General features: G+C 44.6%; 5 protein-coding genes. All 5 read left to right on the top strand.

The window, feature by feature from the left end:
- Nucleotides 1-420: 420 nt before the first annotated feature.
- The 5 genes from GT674_RS17120 (at nt 421) to GT674_RS08965 (ending at nt 8,476) form a co-directional block, all read left to right on the top strand.
- A complete protein-coding gene (locus GT674_RS17120; RefSeq protein WP_192926002.1) occupies nt 421-4,149 on the top strand; it encodes a penicillin-binding Tp47 domain C-containing protein in 3,729 nt (1,242 codons plus the stop codon).
- A gap of 83 nt (nt 4,150-4,232) precedes the next feature.
- Nucleotides 4,233-6,020, top strand: a complete 1,788-nt coding sequence (locus GT674_RS08980) for an FMN-binding protein (protein ID WP_161285367.1) — start codon at nt 4,233-4,235, stop codon at nt 6,018-6,020.
- Between the two features lie 37 nt (nt 6,021-6,057).
- Nucleotides 6,058-6,615, top strand: a complete 558-nt coding sequence (locus tag GT674_RS08975; protein WP_161285366.1) for an FMN-binding protein — start codon at nt 6,058-6,060, stop codon at nt 6,613-6,615.
- On the top strand, nt 6,612-7,427 hold the full coding sequence (locus tag GT674_RS08970) for a 4Fe-4S binding protein (RefSeq protein ID WP_161285365.1): 816 nt from the start codon (nt 6,612-6,614) through the stop codon (nt 7,425-7,427). The genes GT674_RS08975 and GT674_RS08970 overlap by 4 nt, the downstream gene beginning before the upstream one ends.
- Nucleotides 7,424-8,476, top strand: coding sequence for an FAD:protein FMN transferase (locus GT674_RS08965; protein ID WP_161285364.1), 1,053 nt, complete (start codon nt 7,424-7,426; stop codon nt 8,474-8,476). Before GT674_RS08970 ends, GT674_RS08965 begins: the two co-directional genes overlap by 4 nt.
- The last annotated feature ends 11 nt before the right edge of the window (nt 8,477-8,487 follow it).

Genomic DNA, 8,487 nt, shown 5'->3' with positions numbered 1-8,487 from the left:
TAAAATCGAGTAACTATTCAGAAGGTAGTATCCCGCGAGGCGTTTTGGCATGTTTTTTGCCAAAATCCCGAGACATACAAGGCAAAATGCCATCACCGAAGGTGATTTGGAATGCATTTTGACTCGTAACTGTGAGGGTACTGAACAGTTACAAAATCGAATAAATGTAACTGTGAGGGCACTGAACAGTTATGAATAAATAAATGAAAAGTACACCTGTTGTATCGGGAAAGTTCACCTGATATAACAGGTGTATTTTGTTTTGCTTTTAATGAGAAAAACCAACCAATAAACATTTATATGAGAAAAAAAGTCAATTTAAGGGTTAGAAAAATCTAACTAAAGCATAGACAGGAATATGGGTTTGTGGTATAAAATAATAGTTAGAAATAGCTAACGGAAAGAAAGAGGAGGAAGAAGATGGCAAACCAGAAATTGTTAAAAAAAGTAGCTCCTGTAGTGCTCAGTGCAGCTATGGTAATGACAAGTATGCCGGCGGCAGCTATGGCGGCGGATTTCTCAGACAGCGATGTGGTTGCGGATACCGTTGAAGCAGAGGAAACACAGGAATCAGAAGCTGATGTAGAGGTAGATACAGAAGATCCGGCTGATGTAGAGGATGTAGACGTGACAGAAGATAATGCTTCTGATGCAGAGGAGCCTGCAGAAGAAACAGAATCGGACGAAGAAGCACTGTTTACTTCAGAGACTTCTGATGAGGAGTTTTCTGATCAGGTGAGTGCTGAGCAGACAGAAGGGGAAGCATATGTTCTTATGAACATTCCTTATGATGATTTTTACAAGGCAGAATTAAAGAATAACGATGTCAAAGTCGATGCATTTACCTCTGCTACATTGAACAAATCCAGAACAGCAGGTATGATGAATGGAAATTCAGCTTATCATACAGATGTAGAAGGAACAAATCTGGCAGGTGTCACCTTCCCTGTTAAAGTAAGTGATCTTGCACTTCTGAAGGATCAGAAAAAGGTGACAGACGATGATTCCGTAACGATCACAGTCACAAACAGAGGACAGACAGCAAGCAATACTTATACAGGAAAAGATTCTCTGATCGAGAATGCTTCCTACTCTTATTATGTACTGTCAGAAGTTCCGAGTTATTACAAAGAACTGACAGTAAATGAAGATGGAAGCTTTACCTTCAGTGATGTTAAGGGTGCACAGGAGAAAACAGTTGAAGCAACAGCAGAACTGAAAACACAGAGCAGCTATGGAGACTATCAGCTGGGCATCAATAATGAAACCTTTTCTTCCCTGATCAATACAAGTACGGATAAGATTTATGGTGCAACAGTTAATACAACAGACGGTACAGAGTATGGTATGCGTCATCTGGAGAATATCTGGAAAGGTTATAAGCTAGCATGGTGCACAGGATTTACGACAAGTGTTCATGGATGCCCGACTTCATCTGAACATTATAAATCCATGATGGGCAAAACCATTGACAGCGTTACCTATTATACAGATAAGGGTATTATTACATTTGATGTCAACGATGAAAAAGTCCTGACCAAAACTGGCGTGACAGCAAAGGTTACAGGTATCCATACAACAGATACAGAAGCAACAGTCACTCTGGATGGAACTCTTCCGGAGGGATTTGCAGCAAAATATGCGGTTGATGGAACAGAAGTTGTATATGCAGACGGCAAGATCACAACCGGAACACTGGAAGCAGGCTCCCACACTCTGGTCATCAGCGATACAAATGGTGAATATGCACCAATTCAGGCAACTTTCAGTGTGAAAGAAGCAGCGGTACCGGCAGTTTATGATTCTGAAAATAATAAACTGGTACCGGTAGAGGGTGCCACAGAAGAACAGCTGAGCGCTTATATCAAGACAATTACAGCTGTAACAGTAGGCGATAAAACCTATCAGGCTACCGGAAGAGGTGCGAAGGTGATCGTCAAAGAAGACGGAACACTGGATCTTACAGATATCGAAGTAACAAATGGAACTAAATTCGTTGTAACTTCCAGCGCATATGATGATCTTACATTTGACTATGTGACTGCAGAATATAAATATGTATATGCAGGACTTACCTGGGCTCAGTACTGGGCAGCAGAAGGCGTCTATGCAGCAGGTGATGCTTCTTCTTCCGATGCAAAGGACAGAAGAGGTGAGACGGATCTTGGTGCATTTGATGCGGTAACAAGAGCAACGACCAACCATGGTCTTCACAGAGGAAGCTTCCAGGCAGTTGCAGTGATTGAAGGAAGCAAGGGCTCTTACACAGTTTCTCATTGGGAAGGCAGAAACACAGTTGTATTCACAGATGGTAAGAAAGCTACTTATAATCGTGGAAGTCTTACATTTGAGGATGGTACAACAGATGAAATGACAGATTACAAAGTAACCGGTCTGAAGTATGTTCCTGTAAAAGTAAAGACATCTGATTATGAAGCATTCAAAAATACTTATGCAGTTGTAGAGAATGATGGAACACTGACAGGTGGATTCGGAGAAGTAAATCTTCAGTCTTACAGTCTGACAGCAGATGTTACTGCAAAGACAAACGGTCTGAAAACTGTTACAAAAAATGAAGACGGAACCTTCAGCTTCAGTGCAAGAGCAAACGGAAGTGATTCCGGTATCAAAGATACTGCTCTTAAGATTGCAGAAGGAGTAACCTATACTGTAAAACCAGGAAATGGTTCTTATGGAGAATTCCTCAGAGTTGACCTTACAGGAAACTATGGTGATCTCGGTGGTGCAATGCAGGCTGTTAAATGGACATACTATGGAAATGACAGCAGCTACGCAAATGCCATTCAGTCTTATGGAACAAAATTTGCTGCAGACAACTGGATGCATAAATCCAATGGCATTCAGCTCGGTCTTACTGAATCTCAGCGATGCCAGCTTCCGGAAGGATATGATGGAACGGGCTACTGGACATTAACAGTATATGCACTTGGATATGCGGACTACACAATTCAGTTCCAGGCAACGGAAGAGAATATTGCAAAACCGGCAGGTGATGCAGATTCCACTCCTCTGAAGAACATCATTGAAGAAGCAAAGGCCCTTAAAGAGAGTGATTACACACCGGAAAGCTGGACTGCAAACTATGAGAGCATTCAGAATGAACTTCAGGAATGCGAAGAGATGCTTGAGAATATCGCAGAGCAGACACAGTATGGCGTAAATGAGCAGATCGGTCATCTCAGAGAAGCAATTGATTCCCTCGTAAAAGCTGAGTTTAAACTCAATGCAGTTTCAGGAACACTTTATACTCAGGATAAAACATCCACAACTCTCAAAGTAACAACAAATCTGGCAGGAACCGTAACATGGAAATCCAGCAATACCAAGGTTGCAGTTGTAGACTCCAAGGGTGTTGTGACAGCAAAAGCAGCAGGTACAGCAAATATCACTGCTACTCTGAATGGAAAGACAGCAACTTACAAAGTAACCGTCAAGAATGCAATGTCCATCAACAAAACAGAAGTTACTGTTTATGTTGGAGGAACACCGGCTTCCTATACACTGAAAGCAACATCTGCAATCGGTGGAACTGTAAAATATGCAACAAGCAACAAGAATGTTGCAACTGTAAGCTCCAAAGGTGTTGTAACAGCAAAGAAAGCAGGTACAGCAGTGATTACAGCTACAGCAGGAAAGGCAAAGATTACCTGCAAAGTAACTGTTAAGAATCCGGGTATCGCAGCCAAAGCAGCAAAAACAACTATTTATACCAAAGGTCAGACCAGCACAAAGATCACAGTAACTAAGACAGGCGTTTCCGGAACAGCGAAGTTCACAAGCAGCAACAAAAAGGTAGCGACAGTAAACTCCAAGGGTGTTGTAACAGCAAAGAAAGCCGGAACAGTCAAGATTACAGTACAGGTTGGAAAATACAAGAAAGCAGTAACACTTAAAGTTAAAAATGCATCTCTGAAGCTTGCAAAAGCAGCAGCAACCATCAAAAAAGGTAAGACAACTACCATTAAAGCAAGTGCAGTTCCGAGCGGAAAAGTTACTTATACAAGCAGCAACAAAAAGGTTGCAACTGTAACTTCCAAAGGCGTTGTAAAAGGCGTTAAGAAAGGAACCGCAGTGATTACAGTTAAGTGCAGCGGTATGACAGCGAAATTTAAAGTAACTGTAAAATAAAAAGTTATAGAACCATTACAAAAGACGGGGGCGTTTTTTAACAGCCCCTGCTTTTGTATGTTTACAGATATGCAGGAGACATTATGAAAAAACAGGATAAAAAGAATTTTCCGGACAGAAAAAATTATATCAAACTTCTTCCGGCAGCCGCAGTGATTGCAGCAGTTACTGTGACCGGTGTTCAGGGAAAGGCCGGGATATCCCAGAAAGTACAGTCGGAAAGTGCAGATGTTAAAGATGCAGAAGAACTGACAGGATTGCTTGCGACAGCCTATGCCTATGATGACTTTTCTGATGGAACTTCTTCATCAAAAGCAGCCAGCTCTTCTTCCAAAAAGGCCAAGAAAGGCGGGATCAAGAAGGGGACAGCCAAAACACTTCCTGATGAGTCGCAAAAAACATCAACTGCAGGGCAGGGAAGCACCTCTACACCGACTACATCTGTTCCGGCAGGCGGATACAAAGACGGAACCTATCAGGGAAGTGGAACCGGATTTGGTGGGACGATTACTGTTCAGGTAACGATCTCCGGTGGAAAGATTGCTTCCATTGATATATTGAGTGCTTCTGGTGAAACACCATCGTATTTCGCATCTGCACAGGGCGTGATCGACAGGATGATCTCCGGGCAGACGCCAAATGTAGATGCTGTCAGCGGAGCTACATATTCCTCTAACGGAATCATCCAGGCAGTGCAGAATGCTCTGTCAAAAGCAGGAAATGACAGTGCAGCAGTAAGTACAACGCCGACTCCGACTGCCAGACCGACCGTGAGGCCAACGGCCATTCCCAAACCAGCTGCAAATACGACTTATAAGGACGGAACCTACACGGCGGAAGCAGAAGGTTTTGCTGGTCCGGTAAAAGTAACAATTACCATCAAAAATGGAAAAATTACAAAAATGACAAATACAAACACGGATACCAGAGAATATTTCAGCAAGGCATGGTCAAAAATCCAGCCTGCAATTCTTAAGAAACAGGGCGTATATGGCGTAGATACTGTCAGTGGAGCAACCTTCTCCTCTAATGGTATTCTGGAAGCTGCTCAGAAAGCACTGGCGAAAGCAGAGACAACCGCCAGACCGACTGTGAAGCCAACGGCCACGCCTGCAGTGACGCCGAAACCGACTGCGTCACCTGATACTCCGGACACACCGGTTTCCGAGTATCGGGATGGAACGTATTCAGGAAGAGCGAGAGGATATTCCGGTTTTGTTACCATTACCGTAACGATCAGGGATGGCAGGATCACCGAGGTAACAAATACAAATACAGACACTGCATCGTTCTTCAAAAAGGCATGGAAGACATTACAGCCTGCAATCATGGAAAAACAGTCTGCGGATGGAATTGATACGGTAAGCGGGGCAACGTATTCTTCACAGGGGATTCTTGGCGGAGCACAGCAGGCACTGGCAAGTGCAAAGATCACAGAAACTCCGACGGAAACACCAACACCGACAGTCACACCGGAAATATCTGTAACACCAACCCCGGCACCGATAACGACACCAGAAGCAACTCCGACACCGGAACCTACAGCTGTTCCAACAGAAACACCAACCCCAGAGCCAACGGAAGAACCGGCGGGAAGATACAGAGACGGAACTTATACCGGAAGTGGCGAGGGAAACTATGGAGCAGGAAGTGTGACTGTAACCGTAACCATATCCGGCGGTCTGATCGTTGAAGCTTCTTACAGTACACTTGATGATGAAGAGTATTTTGATGAAGCATGGAATTCCATTTATAATCAGGTACTGGGAAGTCAGTCAGCAGATAGTCTGGATGCTGTATCCGGAGCAACCTTTTCCTCGCAGGGTATCATTCAGGCATTTCAGAATGCATTGAACCAGGCACAGAATTAGGTTATACTTATAATAAAACAACAGGAGTAACGAGAGAATGAAATACCATAGTTTTTATATGAGGCTTTTGTGCCTTATTCTGATCATCGGTGCAGTTCTGGGATATAATTTTATGCAGAAAAATGACACACAGGCACTGCAGATCACAGAGCTGACTGACCGTGTAAGTGCATTGGAGGAACAGCAGAAAGAAATGCTGACTGCCCTTGAAGATGCAGCAAAAGCACAGGAAGAGGCCAGAGCGGCAGCGTACAACGCTTCACAGAAAACAGAAACAGATAATGAGACGGGCAGCAGCGATGCAGCAGCTTCCGGAGAAGGTGTATACAAGGACGGAACCTACACAGGTGAGGCACAGGGATTTGGTGGAACAATCCAGGTTCAGGTTACACTTTCCGGTGATGAGATCACAGATATACAGGTAACAAGTGCTCCAGGAGAGGATGCTGCGTATCTCTCACAGGGCGAAGGTGTGATCAGTTCTATTATTTCCGCACAGAGCACAGATGTTGATACTGTATCCGGAGCAACCTTCAGCTCTACCGGAATCATTAATGCAGTTGTGGATGCATTAGGAAAGGCGGAAAACGCATGAAAAAAAGGCAGAGAAAGGTCCGGTTGATCCGGGCTGTCATACAGCTTATCTTTTTCATCGTGGCACCGGCTCTTTTTTCCACTGCATTTGCAGGAGTGAAGTCCATTTTTCAGGCAATTGCGGCCGGTCAGCCGGTGACATGGAATTCTTTCCTTGATGTTACAGGTGCCCTGCTTCTGCTCACAGTGCTGTTTGGACGGCATTTTTGCGGATATGCGTGTGCATTTGGTTCATTGGGGGATGCCATGTATGAGCTGACAGTATTTATCAGGCAGAAAGTTTTTCATAAAAAAGGCAGACATGGATATCCGGAAAAAGTGGTTCGTTATCTGCAAAAAGTGAAATACCTTCTTCTGGCATTTCTTCTACTTTCTATTCTGGCTGGCTGGTATTCGAACCTTCAGGGAATGAGTCCATGGGATGTGTTTTCCATGCTGACAGCACAGAAACTTCCGAATGCTTCCTACAGGATAGGAATCATTCTGCTTGTGCTGATCCTGATTGGCATGTGTACACAGGAGCGCTTTTTCTGTCAGTTTTTGTGTCCGATGGGAGCAGTCTTTGCGATGATGCCGATCCTGCCGTCTGCACTGTTCAAGAGAGACCGTTCCAAATGTCCGGCAAAATGCGGACTCTGCAGGAAACGCTGTCCGGCACATCTTGATATTGACGGCGATACTCTTCTTTCTGGTGAATGCATCTGCTGTCACGCATGCGAGGCAACTTGCCCGCGTAAGAACATCCAGATTGGGCAGGAAGTGGAGCAAAAGGAAGCGGAAGCAGTTTCATCTATAAGAGGAGAAGGTAAATGAGAAATCATAATTTTTACAAAAAAATTGCCTGTGCACTGACAAGTGCGGTGCTTTGTGGTACGCTTACAGGAGCAGTACCGGTTCTGGCGAAGGATGCGGAGAAATATACAAATACAGATTTTGCGATGGATACCGTAGTCTCAGAGACACTGTACACAACGGGAGATGATCTGAACGCGGAGATTGGAAACAAGCTTCGTGAGATTGAGAGCGGCCTTTTGTCCTGGACAGACGAGGATTCCCAGATTTCGAAGCTGAATGCAGCCGCAGGTGAGACGACAGAGGTTTCCGATGAGCTTGCCGGTTATCTTGCAAAGATCGAGCAGCTTGCCGGTGATTCCGACGGCGCATTTGACCCGACGCTCGGTAAGGTGATACGGCTCTGGAACATCGACGGCGAGGATCCTCATGTGCCGGAAGCATCAGAGCTTGATGCGCTTCTTAAGGATGTCGGCTATCAGAAGGTGACTCTGGACGGAAATAAAGTAACTCTGGCCAAAGATACGACCCTGGATCTGGGTGCAGTTGGTAAGGGAATCGGCTGTGATGTGATCTCAGAGTTTCTAAAAGATCAGAAAGAAGTAGAAGGAATGATTCTGAATCTTGGTGGCAGCAGTGTGTTTGCGTACGGGCAGAAACCGGATGATTCTCCGTGGAAGGTGGCAGTGACCGATCCCAGAGATACAGAAGGAGAGTACCTTGGTGCAATCACGATCGAAGGTGGAGAGTTCCTTTCTACATCAGGTGATTACGAAAAATACTTCATGGAAGACGGCAAACGCTACCACCACATCCTGGATCCGAAAACAGGCTACCCGGTATGGAATGGCTTAGATTCCGTGACAATCGTCTGCGACAATGGACTTCTGGCAGACGGACTCTCTACTGCATGCTTCGTGCTTGGAATGGATGATGCAATGGAACTGCTGGAGAAATATGATGCCGATGCGATGTTTGTGGATGAGGATAAAAATATCTATCTTACTGATGGGATGAAAGACCGATTCGAACTGATGAAGAATACCTATACAGTCAATACGACTAAATAAAATATGTGAAA

It is taken from the genome of Blautia sp. BIOML-A1 (genome assembly GCF_009883055.1).
Taxonomy (GTDB): domain Bacteria; phylum Bacillota; class Clostridia; order Lachnospirales; family Lachnospiraceae; genus Blautia_A.
The sequence above is the reverse complement of the archived record's forward strand: the minus strand, read 5'-3'. Positions and strand labels throughout refer to the sequence as shown.

Bases quoted from the DNA above. Each gene is read 5' to 3' on its own strand.
- GT674_RS17120 (WP_192926002.1), top strand. From the start codon at position 421: ATGGCAAACCAGAAATTGTTAAAAAAAGTAGCTCCTGTAGTGCTCAGT.
- GT674_RS08980 (WP_161285367.1), top strand. From the start codon at position 4,233: ATGAAAAAACAGGATAAAAAGAATTTTCCGGACAGAAAAAATTATATC.
- GT674_RS08975 (WP_161285366.1), top strand. From the start codon at position 6,058: ATGAAATACCATAGTTTTTATATGAGGCTTTTGTGCCTTATTCTGATC.
- GT674_RS08970 (WP_161285365.1), top strand. From the start codon at position 6,612: ATGAAAAAAAGGCAGAGAAAGGTCCGGTTGATCCGGGCTGTCATACAG.
- GT674_RS08965 (WP_161285364.1), top strand. From the start codon at position 7,424: ATGAGAAATCATAATTTTTACAAAAAAATTGCCTGTGCACTGACAAGT.